The organism is Brevundimonas sp. (assembly GCF_041688735.1).
Classification (GTDB): Bacteria; Pseudomonadota; Alphaproteobacteria; order Caulobacterales; family Caulobacteraceae; genus Brevundimonas.
Genome location: NZ_JBDNHO010000081.1, coordinates 1 through 19,633 on the forward strand (window position 1 = coordinate 1; position 19,633 = coordinate 19,633).

23 protein-coding genes and 3 tRNA genes are annotated in these 19,633 nt (G+C 67.3%); 16 read left to right on the forward strand and 10 right to left on the reverse strand.

All coding sequences use genetic code 11. The features are described 5' to 3' along the window. The 4 genes from ACESMO_RS08345 to ACESMO_RS08360 form a co-directional block, all read right to left on the reverse strand. On the reverse strand, window positions 1-476 hold a 476-nt coding region (locus ACESMO_RS08345; RefSeq protein ID WP_372707699.1), incomplete at its 3' end, for an NAD(P)/FAD-dependent oxidoreductase. 10 nt (window positions 477-486) lie between these two features. Then, window positions 487-906: a hypothetical protein gene (locus tag ACESMO_RS08350; RefSeq protein WP_372707700.1), complete on the reverse strand. Its 420-nt coding sequence runs from the start codon at window positions 904-906 to the stop codon at window positions 487-489. Beyond that, the gene (locus tag ACESMO_RS08355) at window positions 903-1,226 is read right to left on the reverse strand and encodes a DUF6522 family protein (protein ID WP_372707701.1); all 324 of its coding nucleotides are present in this window, start codon (window positions 1,224-1,226) and stop codon (window positions 903-905) included. Before ACESMO_RS08355 ends, ACESMO_RS08350 begins: the two co-directional genes overlap by 4 nt. Further along, on the reverse strand, window positions 1,223-1,831 hold the full coding sequence (locus ACESMO_RS08360) for a MarR family winged helix-turn-helix transcriptional regulator (protein ID WP_372707702.1): 609 nt from the start codon (window positions 1,829-1,831) through the stop codon (window positions 1,223-1,225). The genes ACESMO_RS08355 and ACESMO_RS08360 overlap by 4 nt, the downstream gene beginning before the upstream one ends. 175 nt (window positions 1,832-2,006) lie before the next feature. Between ACESMO_RS08360 and ACESMO_RS08365 the strand changes: the two genes are divergently transcribed. The 3 genes from ACESMO_RS08365 to ACESMO_RS08375 all read left to right on the forward strand — a co-directional run bounded on the left by ACESMO_RS08365 (window position 2,007) and on the right by ACESMO_RS08375 (window position 3,479). After that, window positions 2,007-2,213 (forward strand): hypothetical protein, encoded by a 207-nt coding sequence (locus tag ACESMO_RS08365; RefSeq protein ID WP_372707703.1) that lies wholly within the window; start codon window positions 2,007-2,009, stop codon window positions 2,211-2,213. A gap of 170 nt (window positions 2,214-2,383) precedes the next feature. Beyond that, complete coding sequence (gene msrB, locus ACESMO_RS08370; protein WP_372707704.1) at window positions 2,384-2,869, forward strand: peptide-methionine (R)-S-oxide reductase MsrB; 486 nt, start codon at window positions 2,384-2,386, stop codon at window positions 2,867-2,869. Window positions 2,870-2,918: 49 nt separating this feature from the next. Further along, complete coding sequence (locus ACESMO_RS08375) at window positions 2,919-3,479, forward strand: hypothetical protein (RefSeq protein WP_372707705.1); 561 nt, start codon at window positions 2,919-2,921, stop codon at window positions 3,477-3,479. A gap of 44 nt (window positions 3,480-3,523) precedes the next feature. Here ACESMO_RS08375 and ACESMO_RS08380 read toward each other — a convergent pair. Beyond that, a tRNA-Thr gene (locus ACESMO_RS08380) sits at window positions 3,524-3,598 on the reverse strand. A 492-nt stretch (window positions 3,599-4,090) separates the two neighbouring features. On the opposite strand from ACESMO_RS08380, the gene murA reads away from it, so the two are divergent. The 13 genes from murA (at window position 4,091) to ACESMO_RS08445 (ending at window position 12,300) form a co-directional block, all read left to right on the forward strand. After that, on the forward strand, window positions 4,091-5,380 hold the full coding sequence (murA, locus tag ACESMO_RS08385; RefSeq protein ID WP_372707706.1) for a UDP-N-acetylglucosamine 1-carboxyvinyltransferase: 1,290 nt from the start codon (window positions 4,091-4,093) through the stop codon (window positions 5,378-5,380). Next, window positions 5,370-5,843 carry a DUF2948 family protein gene (locus ACESMO_RS08390; RefSeq protein ID WP_372707707.1) on the forward strand — a complete coding sequence of 158 codons (474 nt, stop codon included), beginning with the start codon at window positions 5,370-5,372 and terminating at the stop codon, window positions 5,841-5,843. Before murA ends, ACESMO_RS08390 begins: the two co-directional genes overlap by 11 nt. Next, on the forward strand, window positions 5,840-6,304 hold the full coding sequence (locus ACESMO_RS08395) for a UPF0262 family protein (protein WP_372707708.1): 465 nt from the start codon (window positions 5,840-5,842) through the stop codon (window positions 6,302-6,304). The genes ACESMO_RS08390 and ACESMO_RS08395 overlap by 4 nt, the downstream gene beginning before the upstream one ends. Before the next feature lie 234 nt (window positions 6,305-6,538). Next, window positions 6,539-6,757, forward strand: coding sequence for a translation initiation factor IF-1 (infA, locus tag ACESMO_RS08400; protein WP_372707709.1), 219 nt, complete (start codon window positions 6,539-6,541; stop codon window positions 6,755-6,757). Window positions 6,758-6,769: 12 nt separating this feature from the next. Then, a complete protein-coding gene (locus tag ACESMO_RS08405; RefSeq protein ID WP_372707710.1) occupies window positions 6,770-7,348 on the forward strand; it encodes a nucleoside triphosphate pyrophosphatase in 579 nt (192 codons plus the stop codon). Further along, window positions 7,345-8,370 (forward strand): ribonuclease E/G, encoded by a 1,026-nt coding sequence (locus tag ACESMO_RS08410; RefSeq protein ID WP_372707711.1) that lies wholly within the window; start codon window positions 7,345-7,347, stop codon window positions 8,368-8,370. The genes ACESMO_RS08405 and ACESMO_RS08410 overlap by 4 nt, the downstream gene beginning before the upstream one ends. Window positions 8,371-8,375: 5 nt before the next feature. Further along, the gene (locus ACESMO_RS08415; protein WP_372707712.1) at window positions 8,376-8,540 is read left to right on the forward strand and encodes a DNA gyrase inhibitor YacG; all 165 of its coding nucleotides are present in this window, start codon (window positions 8,376-8,378) and stop codon (window positions 8,538-8,540) included. Between the two features lie 142 nt (window positions 8,541-8,682). Next, a tRNA-Phe gene (locus ACESMO_RS08420) sits at window positions 8,683-8,758 on the forward strand. 382 nt (window positions 8,759-9,140) lie between these two features. Further along, entirely contained in the window at window positions 9,141-10,034 is an 894-nt protein-coding gene (gene exbB / locus ACESMO_RS08425) for a tonB-system energizer ExbB (protein ID WP_372707713.1), read from the forward strand. A gap of 5 nt (window positions 10,035-10,039) precedes the next feature. After that, entirely contained in the window at window positions 10,040-10,477 is a 438-nt protein-coding gene (locus tag ACESMO_RS08430; RefSeq protein WP_372707714.1) for a biopolymer transporter ExbD, read from the forward strand. A gap of 13 nt (window positions 10,478-10,490) precedes the next feature. Next, window positions 10,491-11,207, forward strand: a complete 717-nt coding sequence (locus ACESMO_RS08435) for a TonB family protein (protein ID WP_372707715.1) — start codon at window positions 10,491-10,493, stop codon at window positions 11,205-11,207. Between the two features lie 118 nt (window positions 11,208-11,325). Next, window positions 11,326-12,072, forward strand: coding sequence for a M48 family metallopeptidase (locus tag ACESMO_RS08440; protein ID WP_372707716.1), 747 nt, complete (start codon window positions 11,326-11,328; stop codon window positions 12,070-12,072). 151 nt (window positions 12,073-12,223) lie between these two features. Next, window positions 12,224-12,300, forward strand: a tRNA-His gene (locus tag ACESMO_RS08445). An 80-nt stretch (window positions 12,301-12,380) separates the two neighbouring features. Here the strand turns inward: ACESMO_RS08445 and ACESMO_RS08450 are convergent. The 5 genes from ACESMO_RS08450 to ACESMO_RS08470 form a co-directional block, all read right to left on the reverse strand. Then, entirely contained in the window at window positions 12,381-14,231 is a 1,851-nt protein-coding gene (locus ACESMO_RS08450) for a patatin-like phospholipase family protein (RefSeq protein ID WP_372707717.1), read from the reverse strand. Between the two features lie 133 nt (window positions 14,232-14,364). Then, window positions 14,365-14,751 (reverse strand): DUF1489 domain-containing protein, encoded by a 387-nt coding sequence (locus ACESMO_RS08455; RefSeq protein WP_372707721.1) that lies wholly within the window; start codon window positions 14,749-14,751, stop codon window positions 14,365-14,367. A gap of 103 nt (window positions 14,752-14,854) precedes the next feature. After that, window positions 14,855-16,753, reverse strand: coding sequence for a biotin carboxylase N-terminal domain-containing protein (locus ACESMO_RS08460; protein ID WP_372707718.1), 1,899 nt, complete (start codon window positions 16,751-16,753; stop codon window positions 14,855-14,857). Between the two features lie 109 nt (window positions 16,754-16,862). After that, on the reverse strand, window positions 16,863-17,765 hold the full coding sequence (locus ACESMO_RS08465) for an enoyl-CoA hydratase-related protein (RefSeq protein WP_372707719.1): 903 nt from the start codon (window positions 17,763-17,765) through the stop codon (window positions 16,863-16,865). Between the two features lie 198 nt (window positions 17,766-17,963). After that, window positions 17,964-19,571, reverse strand: coding sequence for a carboxyl transferase domain-containing protein (locus ACESMO_RS08470; RefSeq protein ID WP_372707720.1), 1,608 nt, complete (start codon window positions 19,569-19,571; stop codon window positions 17,964-17,966). Between the last annotated feature and the right edge of the window lie 62 nt (window positions 19,572-19,633).

Below are 19,633 nucleotides of genomic sequence, written 5' to 3' on the forward strand. Positions count from 1 at the left end.
AAACGGCGGCGGATCTCCGTGGCGTCGTCGATTGTCTTCAAGCCGGGTGCATGGGCCGCCCAACTGTCATTGCCGAAATAGCCATGGGTCGCCCCGGTCGCGAGCACCAGAAAGTCGTAGGCAATGTTACGGTCGCCCATCTTCACACGTTTCAGCGCATGATCGACGCCGGTGACCTCGCCCAACAATACGCGTGTGTTGCGCTGGTCCCGGACCAGACTTCGAATGGGCCAGGCGATGTCGGCTGGCGACAGTCCGGCCGTCGCTACCTGGTAAAGCAGCGGCTGAAAGAGGTGATGGTTCTCCCGGTCGATCAGGATGACGTCCACCGGAGCATCGGCAAGCCGCTTTGCGACGGTGAGGCCGGCGAAGCCGGCACCGACAATCACCACGCGCGAGCGCCGGACACCCACCCCGGCGCCTGGCACAAGATCAAGTCGACGTTGCTCCAGGGACTGCACCGAACGAGGGGCCATGAGTTTTCTTTTACTCTCGCGTGGGTCCACTCGGCGGCCCCCAGAAGGCGAACGCCGCGTCGATCTCGACCGAGTGAAAGGCCCATGCGTCCAGGCACGTCGCATCGCCGGCGAAGCGTCCGAGCCGCGCCGCACAGTCGAAGAACCCCGGCGCCGGCAAGCCGCCACGCATCTTGCTGATGACCATGGCCGCGATGAAGGGGCGGTCAGCCGCCGCGTCCTCGATCATGATCTGCTCCAACGCCTCCGTGACTTGATGAATGGTGTTCGGAGGCGAGAGCAGCAGCCCTTTGGCCGCTTCCCGATAGGTGATCGGCAAACGCCGTGTGGCAAGCGCTTGAAGATGCGCTCGAAGGCGGCGGGCGAGCGGTTCACCCGTGTTGTCCTCAACCGTCGTCTTCGCAGCAGAATCCCAAGCTGTGGCAGTCATGAACCGCGCCTGACGAATTCGCTCAGACTCAAGCGCCCGGTTTTCGCCGGCAAAGGCTTGGGGGCTGGCGCGATGCTCTCGACCAAACTGCCGTCGGTATCGACCACCACCGTCCAGGTTCGCGAGCGGTACCTGAAGGTAAGGCGTGTACGGCCGGCGTCCTCGTCAATGCCGGTCTCGGCGACGGTGGAGACAATGCCCTTGGGCATTCCGGCCTGGAGTGAGGCGGCCGAGACCCCGAGCTTGAACGCCAGCAGCTCGGCATCGATGATGATCTCGCCGCCTTCGATGGAGATCGCTGATTTTGGAACAGAGCTCATCGCGGTGTGGCCCCGGTGACGGAGCCCGTCATCGTCATGCGCTTGCCCTGAACGAAGTTGATGCAGAGATTGTCAAGTTCCTTCAGAAGCATCGGTTCGCTCACGAACCCGCACACATAGGGTGCCTGACCCTCCGAGCTGCAGCCGTCGCCTTCCAGACGCCCACACGACTCGCAAGTTCCAAAGACGGGCTTGCCTCTCTCCCTCGCAACCTGGCTCAGCATGCGCTGCAAGCCACTGGCGAAATGACCTCGGGCCCCACGGGGTAGCGCGTCAGCGGCGCGGACCAGAGCTTCGAACGGGTCGTGGGCAAGAATGGCCTTGGCCTTGTCGGTCAGATCGAGCCGGGCGCTTCGGCCGTCGGCCTCTGATCGCACGCGCGTCAGATAGGCCTGGGCTTCGAGGCTCTTAATCGTCTGCGATGCTGTGCCCCGGGTCGTGCAATGGAACGCGGCGAAGGCAGACGGGGTTCGCGAGAAGCGATTGGCCCGCGCGAAGTATCTGAGCACCGCCCACTGGGCCGGAGTCAGCCCAAGCACCATCGCCTCACGGGATGTGATATGCCCCAGGTGCAGTATCTGCTCCGCGATGACGCGACTGTTCATCTCTAGCTCCACGCCAAAGAAAAATGCTAGCGATGACGAAGCTTTTTATCAAGCATCTAGTAGCGATACGATACTAGTTTGCGCTACCGGCCAAGGCTCGCGTATCCATCTCGTCGAGAGAGGGCCTAAACGGACGTGCTGGCTGCGGCGTCGTTGCGCATTCGGAGAAAACAGAATGACGAACCAGACCCGATCCGATCAGAAGCGCGACAGCGATGTGGACGGCCCTTTCGCGGTCACCGCAAAACGGGTGATTGGAAAGCCTGACCAGCTGAAACCTCAATTGGATGAGGCCGAGGATCGGCAGGAGGCTCTGATCGATGAGGCGCTTCAGGAAACCTTTCCGGCGAGTGACTCCGTGGCACCAAAACAGATCACGTGAGACGATTTCTCGCTCGAACCGGATAAAGACCGCTCGCCAGGCGTGCGACGATCGGTTGAGCCCACCGTCGAAAGCCGTAATTGGTAACTTGACGGAAAGCGGACGTTGGCGATCATGGCGCAGCCGCAAGCCGGTTTTCGGCCACTTTGCAAAAAACGATTGCCGCAGGGATGACAGACATCGACGCTCCGCTCCGCTCCGCCTCCGGCTTTGATCTGACCCCGCCCGGCGAGGCCGAGCGGGTCGCGCTGGAAGCCGATCTGTCAGCCGAGGAAAAGCGGGTCCTGCTGGCCCATGGCACCGAGGCGCCGTTCTGCGGCACCCTGCTGGGCGAGAAGCGCGACGGTGTCTTCTGCTGCCGTCAATGCGGACTGCCGCTGTTCCGGGCGGGCACCAAGTTCGAGAGCGGCACGGGCTGGCCCAGTTTCACCCGGCCCGTCGACGACGCCCATGTGCGGGCCGTGACGGATCGCGCCTATGGCATGACGCGCACGGAGACGCGCTGCGCCCGCTGCGACAGCCATCAGGGCCACGTCTTTCCCGACGGTCCGCCGCCGACCGGACAGCGATACTGTATCAACTCCGTCGCGCTGAGCTTCGTCGCGACCGGGTCGCCCCTGCCGGACCCGTTGGGCCGTGGCGACGGTGTCGCCTGACCTTGGCCGCATTTAAGGCTAGGCTGGCTTCAGTGCAGGAGTTGAGCCCATGTTGATCGCAATGCTGATCGTCGCGTCTCTGGGAGCGAGCGACCCCGACGGCGTGGTGGCGACCGCTCCGGCCACGACCGTCAACCTGGACGCCTCATTCCGTCCGACGCCGCCGTCACTGGACGGCGCGGCCCAGGCGGCGGCGCCGCATGGCCTCAGCACGGACGAACAGATTTCGCGCTGGCTGGAGAGCCGGGCGCCCCACGAAAGCCAGTCCTTTCCCGAAGCCGACCTCGCCCTTGAAGACGATCGCAAGGTGCATGGCGAGTTCAGCGTCAGCATCGGCACCGGCGGCTACCGCGACTATGACGCGGCCGTCTCGCTGCCCATCGGCGAGAACGGTCGGCTGGATCTGCGGGTGCGCCAGACCGAGAACGGCTATCCCTACGGCCGATACGGTTATGGCTATGGCTATGACTCGCTCGGCTTCAACGACGGCGGCCATGCCTTTCCCGGCCAGCGACCCGGCGCGGCGGCGGAGTTCGAAACGGGTCCCGGACGAGCGGATGGCCCACTGCGGCGTCGGGCCCCAGGCCCCGCCGGTCAACCTGGTCCCTGATGACGAAAGGCCCGATCCAGAGATCGGGCCTTTTGCGTTTTGGATGGTGCCGCCGGGGGGAATCGAACCCACGACCTCAGCCTTACCAAGGATGCGCTCTACCACTGAGCTACGGCGGCGGAAACTGAGGAAGCGGCCCTATAGCCAACGGGGGACAAAGGGGGAAGCCCAGAAATCAGGCGCTTGCGGAAAAGTTCCGGGGGCGCTCTCATCGACATATGGACGACTCGGAACGCAGCCCGGCCACGACGCCGTCGTCGGCCCCGCCTGAACCGGCCAGGCCGATCAAGGGGGGTGGCACCCACCGGACCGAGCGCCTGGCCACCGCGCTGCGGGACAATCTTAAACGCCGCAAGGCCGCAGCGCGCGCCATACCCGCGCGGCCAAACAACTGATTTTCACGGCGCGACCGACGGCGCGGCCTTTCGCAACCCCGGCGGTCCGGTCTAGAGCGAAATCGGTCTTGAGGGACGCAGTCCATCAAGGCTCAGATTTCGCTCCAGCATGATTCTGGACCATTTTTTGGATTCAGGTCGATTCGACCTGAAGCAAAAGTAGTCTAGATAGCCGACTCCCCCTCCTGGCCTTGTGCCGGGGCCGACAGAGACGACATGGACAGCATCGCCATCCAAGGCGGCCCCCTGCTGAACGGGACGATCCCGATCAGCGGCGCCAAGAACTCCGCCCTCAAGCTGATGGTCGCCTCGATCCTGACGGATCAACCCTTGCTGCTGACCAACATGCCGCGCCTAGCGGACACCAAATTCCTGGGGCGTCTGCTGCGCCAGCACGGCGTCGAGGTCACCGAGCGTGACGGCGCGGACGGGCAGGAGACGCTCTTCCACGCGCCCGAGATCACTTCGACCTTCGCCCCGTATGAGCTGGTCCGCCAGATGCGGGCCAGTTTCAACGTGCTGGGGCCGCTGCTGGCGCGGACGGGCCATGCCAAGGTGTCCTTGCCGGGCGGCTGCACGATCGGCGCGCGTCCCGTTGACCTGCACCTGCAGGCCCTGACGGCCCTGGGCGCCGCGATCGAGCTGGACGAGGGCTATGTGTCGGCGATGGCCCCGAAAGGACTGCGCGGAGCCGAGATCGAGTTTCCCTTCGTATCGGTGGGGGCCACCGAACACACTCTGCTGGCCGCAGTGCTGGCGCAGGGGACGACGGTGCTGAGGCGCGCGGCCATGGAGCCGGAGATTGGCGATCTGGCCCGGTGTCTGACCGCCATGGGCGCCAGGATCGAGGGCATCGACACTGACGTGCTGACCATCCACGGCGTCACGTCTCTGACCGGCGCGACCTGGTCGGTGATTCCCGACCGGATCGAGATGGGATCCTATGCCGTGGCCGCAGCCATGGCCGGTGGCGAGGTGCGGTTGACCAGGGCGCGAGCCGGGCTGATGACCGCCCTGACCGACAAGATGATCGCCGCGGGCGTCGAGGTCGAACCGACCGACGACGGCGTGATCGTTCGTCGTGATCCGAAACAGAGGCTCAGGGCCGTGGATGTGACGACCGAGGTCTATCCCGGCTTCGCCACGGACCTGCAGGCGCAGTTCATGACGCTGATGACCGTGGCCGAGGGCGACAGCGTCATTCGCGAGAACATCTTCGAGAACCGCTTCATGCATGCGCCCGAACTGGCGCGTCTCGGCGCGGACATTTCGGTCCATGCCGGTGAGGCCCTGGTGAAGGGCGTCGAGGCGCTGCAAGGCGCGCCCGTCATGGCGACGGACCTGCGCGCCTCGGTCAGCCTGGTCATCGCGGGCCTGGTCGCCACCGGCGAGACGACGGTGGGGCGGGTCTATCACCTGGATCGCGGCTTCGAGCGGCTGGAAGAGAAACTGACGGCTTGCGGCGCGCAAATCCGCCGGATCAAGGACGAGGGCGATGAGCACTGAGCCCACCGACATCCACACGCCGAGCGACGAGCCGGTTGAGCCCCTGCGGCTGCTGGCCGAGGACGAAGACGACCTGCACATCATCTCGGCGGCGCTTCAGGACGCCATCCTGCGGCCGGTGGACATCGCGTGGGAGCCTGCGTCTCGCCGGGTCACCTTGCTGCTCAGTCGCTTTTGCTGGGAATGCGGGGGCAGCCGGGTGATGGCGGCGATGCAGTTCGGCGACGTGATCGCGGTCAAGAGCCGCCGCCTGCCGCGCCTGCCCGAGAGCGCGCTGGAGCTGTTGGCCATGGATTTCGAGCCGGGCGAGGCGCCGGGGGGACGCGTCATCCTGATGTTCGCCGGCGGCGGGGACCTGCGGATCGACGTGGAATGCCTCGACGCCATCCTGACCGACCTGTCCGAACGGTGGCCCGCCCGCTTAGCGCCGACCCATGCGGCCGAAGAGGCGGGCTCGGCGTGAATGCGCACCGGCTGGCCTCGGTCGATCTGGACGCAACGACGCTTGCGGCCGCGACCGCGGAGATCGAGCACGAGCGCAGGGTGGCGATCTTCGATCTGGTGGAGAAGAACAGTTTCGAGCCGGCGGGGGCGACCGGCGGTCCGTACAGGCTGAAGCTGGCCTTGCAGGACAGTCGGCTGGTGTTCCAGATCGAGGGGCCGGATTTCTCCAGGGCGCACGGCCTGTCGCTGACGCCGCTCAAGAGCGTGATCCGAGACTATATCCTGATCTGCGACAGCTATTATGAGGCTCTGCGGGGCACGTCTCCGGCGCAGATCGAGGCCGTCGACATGGGCCGTCGGGGCCTGCACAACGAAGGGGCCGAGCTGCTCAAGGCGCGGCTGGACGGCAAGATCGCCATCGACCACGAGACGGCGCGCAGGCTGTTCACCCTGGTGACGGCGCTGTACCGGCGGGGGTGAAATCCATTCCTCCACCACCGGGGGAGGGGGACCGCGAAGCGGTGGAGGGGGCCGACCACAAAAAGCGGCGTCTGGAGTGAACCCCCTCCACCACGCTGCGCGCGGTCCCCCTCCCCCGATGGGGGAGGAATGCTCGACTATCCCGAGATTTTCAGGCATTAGGCCGCTCCTCAACGACGCGCGCTTTCGCCCGGCGCGCGTTCAGACTTGTATTCGCAGGGCGCGAGAGGCCGCATGGCTAAGGAAGAACTGCTCGAGTTTCCCGGCATCGTCAGCGAACTGCTGCCCAACGCCACCTTCCGCGTGACGCTCGAGAACGACCACGAGATCATTGCCCACACCGCCGGAAAGATGCGCAAGAACCGCATCCGCGTGCTGGCCGGCGACAAGGTTCTGGTCGAGATGACGCCCTACGACCTGTCCAAGGGCCGCATCACCTATCGCTTCAAGTGAGGACGGGCTCGCGTGAGCCGTCCTGAACTGGTGCTGGCGTCGGCCAGCCCGCGCCGCATCGAACTGCTGGCGCTGGTCGGGATCACCCCCGACCGGGTCGATCCCGCCGATATCGACGAGACCCCGCTGAAGGACGAGACGCCGCCGCGTCTGGCCGCGCGTCTGGCCATGAGCAAGGCCCGGGCGGTGGCGGAACGGTCGCCGGACGCCGTGGTGCTGGCGGCCGACACTGTCGTGGCCGTCGGCCGCCGCCTGCTCGAGAAGGCGGTGGACGAGGCCGAGGCGGTCCGTTTCCTGAAACTGCTGTCGGGCCGCAACCACCGGGTCTTCACCGGCGTGGCGGTGGTCGCCGAGGGCAGGTTGACCTGGCGGGTGGTCGACACCCGCGTGTCGTTCAAGGTTCTGTCCGATGCCGAGATCGCCGCCTATGTCGCCTCGGGCGAATGGCGCGGCAAGGCGGGCGGCTACGGCATCCAGGGGCGGGCAGGGGCCTTCGTCACGCGTCTGGTCGGCAGCTATCCGGCGGTGATGGGATTGCCGTTGCCGGAATCGGTCAATCTGCTGGCCGGGGCCGGCTGGCGCGCCGGGTGAGCGGCCCCGAAGTCTTTCTGGATGCCATGCCGGGCGAGACGCGGGGTGCCATAGCGCGCGACGGCCGCTGGGAGACCCTGATCCTGCACAGAGAGAGTGACCGCGCCACGCATCGTCTGGGCGCGCGGTCGGTGGGACGGGTGACGCGGATCGACGCCGGGATGCGCGGGGCCTTCGTCGATCTGGGCGGCGGCGAGCCCGGCTTTCTGGCGTCGCGCAAGGGCGACCGCCTGAACGTCGGCGACAAGCTGGAGGTCGAGGTCTCGGCCGAACCGCGCGAGGCCAAGGGGCCGACGCTGACCCTCACAGGACCCGCGACCGGCGAGGTCCGGATGATGCGACCCGGGCCGAGCGTCGCCGAGGCCCTGGCCCTGCTGGCCCCGGGCGTAGAAGCGCGAACGGGGGTCGATGCCATCCGGTCGACGATGGAGGCGGAAGAGGAGGCGACGTCGGCGGGCGGTCTTCATGCCACGGCCCTGGCGCGTGTTTCGGTCGAGCGGACGCGGGCCCTGGTCGCGGTGGACGTCGATCATGTGGCGGGCACCGGCCGGGACGCCGCGAGGGAGAAGGCGCGGGCCAACCGCGAGGCCCTGTTCGAGGCCGCGCGCCTGATCCGGCTGAAGGGCTGGGGCGGGCTGGTGGCGATCGACCTGATCGGCGTCGCCCAGGACGGGGAAATGGTTCTGGCCGCGGCGAAGGCGGCGTTCGGGGCCGACCCGCGGATCGTCCATGGCCCGGTCAACCGCTTCGGCGTGCTGATGCTGTCGCTGCCCTGGGGCCGGACGCCGCTGGAGGAGCGGCTGAATGCGCCGAACGGCCGACCCAGCGCGGAAACGCGGGCGCTGGCGGCGCTTCGACGGCTGCGGCTGGCGATGGCGCAGAATACCGCGACGCCCTATCTGACCCTGCGGTGCCCGCCCGAAGAGGCGACGTTGGCCGCCCCGTGGGTCGAGGCGCTGGGTCCCCGGGCCCGTTTGCGGCCGGACCCGACGGCGTCGGGCGCGACGATCGACGAGGGCTGAATCGAATGGCGACCTGTCCCACCTGCCGCCGTCAGCCGGCGGATTCCAAATACAAGCCGTTCTGCTCGAAACGCTGCGCCGACGTCGATCTGCAGCGCTGGTTCACGGGTGGATACGTCATCGCCGACAGCGTCGACGAAGCCTCGACGGACCCGTCTCCGGAAGACTGATCTGGGCGCTGGACACCCGAAACCCGCTCGCCTATAGACGCCGCTCCCCAGACCAGTCCTTCGGGATCGGTCGGCTTTCGACGGCGCTGTTCCGGACCCGGATGCCCCCCATCCCGATCCGAAAGCGCCGGGCGGACGCGTCGCCTGGGTAGCTCAGTTGGTAGAGCAGCGGATTGAAAATCCGCGTGTCGGTGGTTCGAATCCGCCCCCAGGCACCATCGCCCCCTTGATGGTCCCGGATCGCCTTTCCGTTCATGATGAAACCGTCGCTTTTGATCTGGCATCCCAGGCATTCGACGCGCGCGCTCTCCAGAGAGGGGAAAAGCGCCATCGTGCACTTGACGCTCCTGTAAGCGTTCGTCAAAGGAGCTCTGCCGCTTTGTTTTGGCGACCGGTCGGCGCGAGCGGGAAATCCCTTCCCAACGCATCGACATCGCCCCGGAAGCCGCCTGGCAACCGGAAGCGTCAGGAGACGTTGCGCAGACGGGGTTCACCATGTTCCCCATGCTGCGGACAGGATTTTCATGGGGGGGCGGTCGTCGTCTGCGTTCGTCTCTCAAGGTTTCACGGTCAGACCAAAAAAGCAGGAACCGGCGAACTATGCTCGATCTCAAAAAGACCAACATCCTCCTGGCCATGGCCGGCGCCGCCGTGCTGATGGCCGGAACGCCGGTCCTCGCGCAGGACACCGCGGCCCCGGCCGCCGCTACCGTCGCAGCCGCCCCGGCCGCGATCCCCGTAGTCGCCGCTCCGACGACTGAAATCGCTCCCGCGGCTGAAAAAGCCGAAGCAGGCGGCCACGGCGGCGGAAACCTCACCCCCGCGCGCATGTTCATGATAGCGGACATCGTCGTTAAGATCGTGATGATCGGCCTGATCATCGCATCGATCTTCTCGTGGGTCATTCTCATCATCAAGTTGTTCGAGTTCAGCGCCCTGAACCGCAAGACCGACAACTTCCTCGAGTCCTTCCGCCAGACCCGCACCATCGCGGATATGCGCAAGGTCGCGACCTCTGAAGAGTTCGAAGGCAATCCGCTGGCCGATATGGCCGCCTCGGCCACCGACGAAGTCGAACTGTCGCGGCAGTCCGGTCTCTCGGTCACCGGCGATCATCGTGTCTCCGCCCTGGGCCGCGCCCAGGCCGCCGTCTACGCGGTTCAAGCCGGTCTGGGTAAGCGGATTTCGGGCGGCCAGCAGTTCCTGGCCTCGACCGGTTCGAACGCACCGTTCATCGGCCTGTTCGGCACCGTTTGGGGCATCATGAACTCCTTCATCGGCATCGCGAACACCAACACGACCAACCTGGCCGTCGTCGCCCCCGGCATCGCCGAGGCGCTGCTGGCCACCGGCATCGGTCTGTTCGCGGCCATCCCGGCGGTTATCTTCTACAACTATTTCAACACCCGCATCGCGTCATATGGTGCCCGTTCGGAGGGCTTCAGCGCCGAGCTGTTGAACGGGCTGTCGCGTAATCTCGACAAGGGGGCGTAAGACCTATGGCGGCCAAACTCTCCGGTGGCGGCGGAGGCAAGTACGCCATCGAGCAGAACAGCGCTATCAACGTTACGCCGTTCGTGGACATCATGCTCGTCCTGCTCATCATCTTCATGGTGGCGGCCCCGCTCGCCACCGTGTCGGTGGAGGTAAAACTGCCGCGCGCGGTCGCGCCACCGCAAACGAACCCGCCCAAGCCGTTCTACGTCTCTATTCAGGGCAACGCCCAAGCGTATATCGGGGATGACGAGGTGCCGATCGACATGGTCGGCTCCGAGCTGCTCGGTCTGATCGGCAACACGGTACCTTCTGACGAGCGTATCTTCATCCGCGCGGACCAGAACACCCGATACGGTGACTTCATGCAGGTCATGAATTCGCTCCAGGACAGCGGCTTCTACAGCGTCGCCCTGGTCGGCGAAGATCAGTCGGCACAGTAGGGGCGGTGAAAGCATGAGCGAAGTCGAATATCACCGCAGTCTCTACGACCCGCCGAAGGCCAAGGGCTTCTTCGGGGTGCCGCCCCACGTGTTTCTGATCAGCGTCGTAAGCGTCTTCCTGCTGTTCGCGGCGTTGGCCTTCTATTTCAACAACGCACAGTTCAAGCTGAAAGAAGTGCGCTATACGGACGAATCCATCGAGGTGGAGTTGATCGAGCCCATTCCACCCCCGCCCCCGCCCCCGCCGCCCCCGCCGCCGCCGCCCGAATCGGCGCCGCCGCCGAAGCTCCAGGTGCGTGTGCCGGCGCCCGTTCCAGCCAGCATCTCGGTGCCGCCCCTTCCCGTTCCGCCGACTCCCAAGGCCGATCGGATCGAGAGCACCATCCCGCCCGGCCGCATCATCGGACCGGTGACGATTCCACTGCCGCCGCCGCCGCCGAAGCCTTCGGTGATCACCAACCCGAGCTGGCAGCAACGTCCGCCGGCCGAGTTCCCGGAACGGGCCCAGTCCCGCGGGATCGAGACCGGTTCGGCGACGCTGAACTGTCTGGTGAACCCCAACGGTTCGCTCACCGGGTGTAGCGTGGTGTCGGAAGACCCCGCCGGCGCCGGTTTCGGTGCCGCCGCCCTGGCGGGCGCGCGTCGCGCCCGGCTTTCGCCACGGACCGTGGACGGCGCCGCCGTCGGCGCCCGGGTCAACTGGACGACGCGGTTCCAGCTGTCCGAGTAAGGTCTGTCAAACCCTGACAAACGCCCCGGAGGGAAACCTCCGGGGCGTTTTGTCATGCGCGATGGAGCGATCTCCCGCCCTCGCGCGTTCTGCGGTCAAGCCATACATGGAGAACAGCATGAACCGCCTCGCCACCGCCGCGATCGCCGCCGTCGCCGCCCTGTCGGCCTCAGCCTGCGCCTATAACGAGACGCTGGGCCGCAACCAGTTGCTGATCGTCGACGACGCCGCCCTGACGCGACAGTCAGATGCCGCCTGGGCGCAGGCCTTGCGGACCCAGCCGATATCCCGCGACGCCGCCGCCAACGCCCGCATTCGCCGGGTCGGAGAGCGGATCGTGCAGGCCGCGGGCCTGATGGACCGGAGCTGGGAGTACGCGCTTTTCGTCAGCGACAGCCCCAACGCCTTCGTTCTGCCCTCGGGCAAGATCGGCGTGACCACAGGCCTGCTGGCCCTGGTTCGCAACGACGACCAGCTGGCCACAGTGCTGGGTCATGAGGTCGGCCATGTCGTCGCCCGCCACGCCGCCGAGCGCTATTCGACCACCGCCCTGACCAGCGTGGCCATCAGCGGCGTGCAAAGCGCCGCCGGCGATTACGGCCGTGCAGCCGGGGCCATCGGCGGACTGGGTGCCCAGCTGGGTGTGCTGCTGCCGTTCTCGCGCAATCACGAGCTGGAGGCCGACCGTATCGGCGTCGATTACCTCCAGCGCGCCGGATACAAGCCTTCCGAAGCCGTTGCCCTGTGGCGGCTGATGGCGCAGCAACGTCGAACGTCGAACCCGGAGTTCGCGTCCACCCACCCGTCGGATTCGACCCGCATCGCGGCGCTGGAACAGTATATCGCCAGCCGCGGCTGGGCCTGAGCCGAGGGCGAAGGGGAAGGGTCGTGGGGATAGGGCGGCGGATCGAGACGCAGACTGATTTCGCCTTCGCTCCTCGCCCCTCGACCCCCGCCCCTAATCCCCTTGATCGCCACCAAAGACCCCGCTAGATACCGCCCCTCGCGCGAACAGCGCCGCCTTAGCTCAGTTGGTTAGAGCGCCGGTTTGTGGAACCGGAGGTCCTCAGTTCAAGCCTGAGAGGCGGTACCATCGCCCCACTTCCGGGCGTAATCCCCGGCCCTGCCCGAGGGGGGTCTGGACGTCCTTTTTCGCACTCCGGGACGACGCGGCTATCGGCGGGGCTTTTCTTTCCGCCCACGGCGCGCGCCTCGGCGAAGTTTTTCCAGCATGTCCGGACGGAGCGAAGCCATTTCCGTTTCCGCGGCTGTGCCCGCTTGCGCGTCTTCGTTGATCGACTGGCACCGACGCAGGGCGGTGACCGGCCGGTCCAGCATCGCCATAACCTCATGGGTGGCCTGGTAACCCGAGGCCACACCGGCGTCGAAGCCCTTCCAGTCGCGGATATCCAGTCCGTCCGGCATCGGCTGGATCAGGATGTCGGTCGCGGCGCGCGAGCTCTCGATATCCGCATCCGTGGTCAGGGTCGCCGAGCGCATCAGGATCGAGACGATGGGCGGGCCACGCCGCCACGCGCCGGTCACGATCAGCCGCCAGATCGACGGCGGATGCTCGATCAGTTCCGGATCGACGCCGCGCGCCTCTGACATGTCGATGCCGATGATCGGGCCGCCGTTCATCTGGCGCATGACCTCGGTCGGCAGGTTCTTCAGCACGGCGCCGTCGACCAGAACCTGGCCGTCGATGACGATGGGCGGCAGCAGGCCCGGAATGGCGATCGAGGCCCGGATGGCCCGCCGCATCAGTCCGCGCCGGTGCACCTCGATCCGGCCGCTGGTCAGGTTCGTGGACACCGCGAAGAAGGGCCGGGTCAGATCGGCCATGTCGATGTCGCCATAGGCTTCGAGCAGCAGCCGGTCGACCTTGCGCGCCCGGGTCATGGCCAGCATGGGAAAGGTCAGGTCCGACAGCGGATCGCTTTCGACGAACGCCTTGCGGATTCGCGCCTCCAGTTCTTCCTGCGTCCAGCCCAGCGCGGGCCCGGCGGCGATCACCGCCCCCATCGACGAGCCGCCGACGAAGTCGATCGGCACCCGCGCCTCCTTCAGCGCTCTCAGGGCACCGATGTGGGCATAGGCCCGGGCTCCGCCGCCCGACAGGACCACGCCGACAGCGGAACCGGTCACGACCCGCGCCATCCGTTCGGCGTCGGCCTGGTCGCCCTCGACGCACTGGAACCAGCGGCCGGGCTGGACGGCGTCCAGCCAGACGGCGGTATTGGCGGGACGCGACATACGGGGGTCGCGCAGCAGGATCAGGTCGGTCCGCCGCTGGGCGTCTAGCACCCCGGCGTGGGGCATGGGCCGGTTGGGCGGCGCCAGCAGGCCGTTGCCGACCACGAACACCCGGTCGACCTGGCGCGCGCACAGGGCGGCCCAGGCGGGCTCGTCTTGTTCGGCGACGTAAAGGACGAAGTCGTGGGCGTCCTCGACCCGGCTGAACCATTCGGCCGCCGAGGCGAGGGCCGAATGGTCGATGACCTGGCAGGTGAAGCCGTCGGCTTCGATCGCCGCCGCGATGCGTTCGACAAGGGCCCGGATCGGACGCGGGCGGGCGGCGATGAAGCCGAACACGCTGGGTTCGCCGCCGCCGGACCGGCGGTCCCGCGCACGCTGGATCATCAGCCGCGACAGCTCGACCATCAGATCGGGTTCGGTGCGGGCGGCCTCGAAGAAGGCGTCGCGGGGCAGGGCCAGCACCTCGCAGTCGCGCAGGGCGACCACGTCGGCGGTGTGGGCAGTGCCGGCCAGCATGGCCATCTCGCCGGCGGGCTGTCCGGGCCGGATGACACCGACGAACTGGGCCGGGCGGTCCTCGTCGGGATCGTTGCGGAACACGCCCAGACGGCCGCTGCGCAGCAGATACAGGGTGTCGGCGCTGTCGCCCTCGGCGAACAGGGTCTCGCCTCCGGTCAGGGCGAACCAGCTGGCGCGCGTGGTGTTGCCGCCCTGGAAAATGCGGTCGAGGGCGTCTTCAAGCCGGTCGGAGCGGACAGCGGGCATGGGCGGAGCCTATGGCGAGTCGCGAGGGGTGATTAGGGGTTAGTGATTGATGGGCCCGTCACCGGGGTTTGCCGTCGGGAGCGCCGGGTTTGAGGCCGGCAATCACCAACCACCAACCCCTGATCACGCCTCCTCACCACGCCCCCATCTCCCTGAGCCGCCGGGCCAGATCGACCGGGACTTCGCCGGCGTCCAGGCTCGACAGGTCCATCGGCGCGTCCCTGAGCTCCAGATAGCGCCAGCCCTGGAAGGGGCGGCGGGCCTGGGGGGCGGTGCGGACCACCTCGGGACGCAGGCGGATGTGGCACATGCCGGCCTTGCCTTCGCCCCTGGTCGTGATGTCGGCAATGGGCATGCGGCAGGTGACCGAACCCTTCATGACCCAGTAGATGGAGCCACCGTCCTCGAGCTCCGCCGCGCGCTTGGGCGTCATCCGGGTGTGGACCGTCAGCCAGTCGCCCTTGCCGACGCGGCGTTCGAGGGTCTCGACCCTGGCCACGCCGACGCAGAGTTTGATCATGTGGAGGGTGGGGGTGGTCACGGGATTCTCTTACAGGACGCGGCGGACCGGCATCGATCCATTTTTTTCCGCTCATTCCCGCGCAAGCGGGGATGAGCGGAGTTCACTGATCGTTGGCCTTGACCACCGCCAGCACCGTGTCCGCCGTGACCTGATCGCCGACCGCGACGCCGATCTCGCCGACCACGCCGTCGAAGGGGGCGACGAGGGCGTGCTCCATCTTCATGGCTTCCAGCACCACGACGGGCTGGCCCTTGGTCACGACGTCGCCGGGCCTGGCGGGAGTGGCGACGATCTTGCCGGGCATGGGCGCGCGGAGGGAACCGTCGGAGGCGGGGCCGGAGCCGGTCTGAGCCGAAGAGCGTCTGCTGATCACGAAGCCCACGCCGTCTTCGAAGGCGACGAGTTCATCGGCCTCCGTGGCGACTATGGAGCCGGAATAGCCCTCGAAGTCCGCCTCATCGGCGGTGAAACGCTCGCCCTCGATGAAGACCGTCTGGGCGAGGGAAGGCGCGGCATTCAGGCGGAAACCCACGGCGTCGTCGAAGTGGCTCCAGGGGCTGGAGCGATCGCCCGCGCCATCGGTCATGGTCACGCGGATAAAGCGCGCGACGCCTGCCAGAGCGGCGTCGGACAAAGGCGGCCGGGCGAGATCGTCCTCTTCCGTGGCGATGAACCCGGTGTCGACGTCGCCCGAGACAAAGCGGGGATGCTCGAGACAACGCACGAGAAATCCGGCGTTGGTCCGGACGGGCCAGACTTCGACTTCGGCGCAGGCGTCGGCAAGGGCGGCCGCGGCTTCTTCTCGGCTTGCAGCGTGGACGATCAGTTTGGCGATCATGGGGTCGTAGAACTGGCTGACCTCGCCGCCTTGTTCGACCCCCGTATCGACACGGATGTCGTCCGGCATGACGAAGTGGTCCAGCTTGCCGATCGAGGGCAAAAACCCGTTGGCCGGGTCCTCGGCATAAAGCCGGGCCTCCATGGCCCAGCCGTTCAGGGGGATGTCGGCCTGTTTCAGCGGGATGGGCTCGCCGGCGGCGACGCGGAACTGCCATTCGACCAGATCGACGCCGGTGACGGCCTCGGTGACCGGGTGTTCGACCTGGAGCCGGGTGTTCATCTCCATGAACCAGATGCGGTCGGCCTTGAGACCGTCCGAGGCGTCGGCGATGAACTCGATGGTGCCAGCACCCTCGTAGTGGACGGCGCGGGCGGCCTTGATAGCGGCGTCGGTGACGGCCTTGCGGGTGGCGGCGTCCATGCCGGGGGCGGGTGCCTCCTCGATGACCTTCTGATGGCGGCGCTGGAGCGAGCAGTCGCGCTCATAGAGATGGACGACGGTCCCGTGGGTGTCGCCGAAGACCTGAACCTCGATGTGGCGCGGGCGGGTGATGTAGCGCTCGATCAGCACGCGCGGGTCGCCGAAGGACGACTGCCCCTCGCGCTGGGCCGAGGCCAGGCCAGCGGCGAAATCTTCGGCCCGGTCGACGCGCTTCATGCCCTTGCCGCCGCCGCCGGCGACCGCCTTGATCAGGACGGGGTAACCGATGCGGGCGGCCTCGGCGGTCAGGGTCGCTTCGGACTGGTCCTCGCCCAGATAGCCGGGAGTGACGGGCACGCCGGCCGCGATCATCAGCTTTTTGGCGGCGTCTTTCAGGCCCATGGCGCGGATGGCGGCGGGCGGCGGGCCGATCCAGACCAGGCCGGCGGCCGTCACGGCCTCGGCGAAGTCGGCGTTCTCGGACAGGAAGCCATAGCCGGGGTGGATGGCCTCGGCACCGGTCGCCTTCGCCGCCGCCAGCACTTTCGCGGCGTCGAGGTAGGATTCGCGCGCCGGGGCGGGGCCGATCAGTACCGCCTCGTCGGCCTCGCGCACATGCAGCGCCTTCGCGTCGGCTTCGGAATAGACGGCAATCGTCCGGAGGCCCATGCGGCGGGCGGTGCGGAACACGCGACAGGCGATCTCGCCACGATTGGCGACCAGGACGGATTTGAACATGGGCGTTTCTTAGAGTGGCGAGTGACGAGTGGCGAGTGGTGAGTTGTCAGGCCCAGCGGTCGAGGCCCCACATCATTCCTGCCTCGCCACTCGCCACTCGCCACTGCGTTCACTCCGCCCACTTCGGTTTGCGCTTGTCGAGGAAGGCGCGGACGCCCTCCTGACCCTCGGGCGAGACGCGGGCGCGGGCGATGCGTTTGGCGGTCTCTTCCATCAGGCCGTGGTCGATCTTCTCACCGGCGACATGGTTCACCAGTCGTTTGGCGTCGCCCATGGCACCGGGGGCGTTGGCGGTCAGGCTGTCGGTCAGCATGGAGATGAACTCGTCGACCGACCCCTCGGGCAGGACCAGATCGATCAGACCGGCGTGGGCCGCATAGTCGGCGTCGAAGATGTTGGCCGACAGGAACAGCTGGCGCGCGCGGCGGGCCCCGATGGCCTCGACGACATAGGGGGCGATGGTGGCGGGGATCAGGCCCAGCTTGACTTCGGAGAAGGCGAAGCGGCTGCCCTCGACGGCCACGGCCATGTCGCAGGCGGCGACGATGCCGGCCCCGCCGCCCATGGCCGCGCCCTCGACGATGGCGCAGGTCAGGGCCGGGATGTCGTGCAGGGCCTTGAGCATTTTCGCCAGACCCATGGCGTCGTCGCGGTTGTCGCCCTCGGACCAGCCGGCGGCGTCGGCCATCCAGCCCATGTCGGCCCCGGCGCTGAAGGTGCCGCCCGCGCCGCGGATGAAGACGACGCGGATGTTGTCGGCCCCGCCCAGGGTCTCGAACGCCTCGAACAGGGCGGCGACGGTCGGGGCGTCGAAGGCGTTGCGCTTCTCAGGCCGGTTGATGGTGACGAAGACGGTGCCGTCGGCGGTGGAATCGATCTGGACCAGATCGTCGTTGGCGTCGGGCGCCGGATCGGCCAGCAGCGGATGCGAGATGGCGTTCATCTCTGCGGCCTCGGCGTCGGTGACATCGAGGGCGTTGAGGTCGGCTTCGGTGGGTGTGCGGTCGGTCATGGGAGACTCCGGAAACGTCCTTCTCCCCTTGCGGGAGATGGTGGCAGGACCGGCGAAGCCGGGACTGACGGATGAGGGGTCGCACGGGCGGTGTACGGCGGGCAAGCGCCTGAACGCTTGGCCGGTTCGACCGTTGCGACCCCTCATCCGTCTCGCTTCGCGAGCCACCTTCTCCCGCAAGGGGAGAAGGCAGAAAACCTACATCCGGAACACGCCGAACGTCGTCTCGGGGATCGGGGCGTTCAGCGAGGCGCTGATCGCCAGACCCAGCACGTCGCGGGTCTGGGCCGGGTCGATGACGCCGTCGTCCCAGAGGCGGGCGGTGGCGTACCAGGGACTGCCCTCGTCCTCGTATTTCTGGCGCACCGGGACCTTGAAGGCCTCGGCCTGTTCGGGGGTCCAGGTGTCGGCGTCGCGGTGGACGGTGGCCAGGACGGCGGCGGCCTGTTCGCCGCCCATGACGCTGATCCGGCTGTTGGGCCAGGTGAACAGGAAGCGGGGGCCGAAGGCGCGGCCGCACATGCCGTAATTGCCGGCGCCGAAACTGCCGCCGATCAGGATGGTGAATTTGGGCACCTCGGCCGAGGAGACGGCGGTGACCAGTTTGGCGCCGTTCTTGGCGATGCCTTCGGCCTCGTATTTGCCGCCGACCATGAAGCCCGAGATGTTCTGCAGGAAGACCAGCGGGATCTTCCGCTTGCACGCCAGCTCGATGAAGTGGGCGCCCTTCAGTGCGCTCTCCGAGAACAGGACGCCATTGTTGGCCAGGATGGCGACCGGATAGCCCCAGATGCGGGCGAAGCCGCAGACCAGGGTGGTGCCGTAAAGGGCCTTGAACTCGTCGAACTCCGAGCCGTCGACCAGCCGGGCGATGACCTCGCGCACGTCATAGGGGGCGCGGACGTCGTCGGGGATCAGGCCGTACAGCTCCTCGGCGTCACAGGCGGGCGCGCGGGGTTCTCGCACGTCCATGTCGACCGACTTCACGGTGTTCAGGCTGTCGACGATGGTGCGGACGATCTCCAGCGCGTGCTCGTCGTTTTCAGCGACATAGTCGACCACGCCGGACTTGCGGCCGTGGGTCTCGGCCCCGCCCAGTTCCTCGGCCGAGATGACCTCGCCGGTGGCCGCCTTCACCAGCGGCGGGCCGGCCAGGAAAATGGTGCCCTGATTGCGGACGATGACGCTTTCGTCCGACATGGCCGGGACATAGGCCCCGCCGGCGGTGCAGGAGCCCATGACGCAGGTGATCTGGGGGATGGCCTTGGCGCTCATCCGGGCCTGGTTGAAGAAGATGCGGCCGAAATGGTCGCGGTCGGGGAAGACTTCGGCCTGGTGCGGCAGGTTGGCCCCGCCGGAATCGACCAGATAGACGCATGGCAGGCGGTTCTGCTCGGCGATCTCCTGGGCGCGCAGATGTTTCTTCACCGTCAGGGGGAAGTAGGCGCCGCCCTTCACCGTCGGGTCATTGGCGACGATCATGACCTCGCGGCCCGAGACCCGGCCCACGCCGCAGATCATGCCCGCGCCGGGCGCGCCGTCGGGGTCTTTGGCGTCGCCGTACATGCCGTTGGCGGCCAGCTGGCCGATCTCGAGGAAGGGCGAACCGGGGTCCAGCAGCCGCTCGACCCGGTCGCGTGGCAGCAGCTTGCCGCGCGAGACGTGGCGGTCGCGGCTGGCGTCGGAACCGCCACGGGCGGCCTTGGCGACCCTGGCATGAAGCTCGTCGCGGAGGGCGCGGTTGTGGGCGTCCAGCGCCTTGAAGGCGGGGCTGTGCGGATCGATGGCGGACGTCAGCTTGGGCATGGGGTGGGTTTAAGCGGCTTCGCGGGCAGGGGGAAGCGGCGTTCCTCCCCCGATGGGGGAGG